This window comes from Actinomadura formosensis NBRC 14204, from assembly GCF_001552155.1.
Taxonomy (GTDB): domain Bacteria; phylum Actinomycetota; class Actinomycetes; order Streptosporangiales; family Streptosporangiaceae; genus Spirillospora; species Spirillospora formosensis.
Window position 1 is genome coordinate 1 of the sequence record NZ_BCQQ01000296.1, and the last position, 1241, is coordinate 1241.

General features: G+C 72.3%; 3 protein-coding genes. All 3 read right to left on the reverse strand.

The window, feature by feature from the left end; genetic code table 11:
- Nucleotides 1–168 (reverse strand): TadE/TadG family type IV pilus assembly protein (locus AF1_RS33950; RefSeq protein WP_169804075.1); only part of this gene is annotated, 168 nt, incomplete at its 3' end.
- Between the two features lie 5 nt (nucleotides 169–173).
- On the reverse strand, nucleotides 174–395 hold the full coding sequence (locus AF1_RS32595; protein ID WP_067808214.1) for a Flp family type IVb pilin: 222 nt from the start codon (nucleotides 393–395) through the stop codon (nucleotides 174–176).
- Nucleotides 396–438: 43 nt separating this feature from the next.
- A partial coding sequence (locus AF1_RS32600; protein WP_067808217.1) for a type II secretion system F family protein occupies nucleotides 439–1241 on the reverse strand: 803 nt, incomplete at its 5' end.

Consider the following 1241-nt stretch of genomic DNA (forward strand, 5'->3'; position numbering starts at 1 on the left):
GCCCGCCTGCGCCGCCGCGAGCGCGACATGCCGGGCGTGGAACACCATGGCGAACTGCACGACGACGAGCATCACCAGGATGAGGATCGGCGTGAGCAGCGCCCACTCCATCGACGACGCGCCGGCATCGGACCGCAGGAGGGACGCCGCTCGTTCCCGGGGCGCCATCGCGGTCAGCCCGTGTTGATGCTGTTGGCCTTGTCCTGGATCTTTTTCTGGATCACCGCGCCGATCGTGATCGCGATCAGCGCGAGGATCGCGGTGATGATCGCCCACTCGATCGCGGACGCGCCGCGGCTGCGTTCCTCCTCCGACCGGAGCCGTGCCAGCCGGGCGCCGAGCACGGCGCGCAGGTAGGTGATCGCCGGGTCGTTCAGCGGGTTGAGCGGATTCATCGAAACCTCCACGGGGTTCGGGGGCGGGCCCTGGATGCGGGAGTCATGACGCGAGCACCCGCATCAGGGCCGGATAGGCGAGGAAGATCAGGAATCCGGCGCACAGGAACAGCTGCGCGACGAGCATCGACTGGGAGCGCTCGCCCGCCTTGCCCTCCAGCTCCGACAGCTCCCGGCTGCGCATGGACGCGGCGCGGGCGGCGAGCGACTTGCGGATCTGCGCGCCGTCGTCGGAGACGAGCGCGAGCGCCCCGGCGAGGTCGCGCAGCTCGGCGATGTCGAGTTCCTCGCCGAGCCGGCCGAGCGACTGCCAGGGCGTCTGCCCGGTGATGCGGGCGTTGGACAGGGCGTCCCGGATGCGGTGCATGGCCCAGCCCTCGCCGACCTCCGCCGCGGTCTTCAGCGCCTCGGGGACGCCGCGTCCGCCCGCGAGGTTCATCGAGACGAGGTCGAGGAACGCGCCGACGACGTGCCGGAAGTCCTGCCGGCGGGCCTGCGCCTCCTGCCGGAGCTGCATGTCGGGAAAGAAGAAGAACAGCGCGGCGAACAGCACGCAGATCCACGCGGGGACGGCGACGGACGAGCCGAGCCCGAGCAGCGTGAAGTAGGCGACGATCAGCGGGATGAACAGCAGCGCGCCGGCGGGCAGCAGGAACTTCGTCGCGAGGAACGCCTCCAGCGACCGCTCGGTGATCGCGAGGTCGGCCCGGACCGACCGCAGCCGCCAGCCGCGCGCCTCGCAGAACCCCGCCAGCTCGCGGCCGAGGCGGGCGCGCATCCCGCCGGCCCGCGCCAGGGTGGGCGAGGACCGGCCGAGCCGCTGCTCCTCCAGGTCGCGGCGGCGGG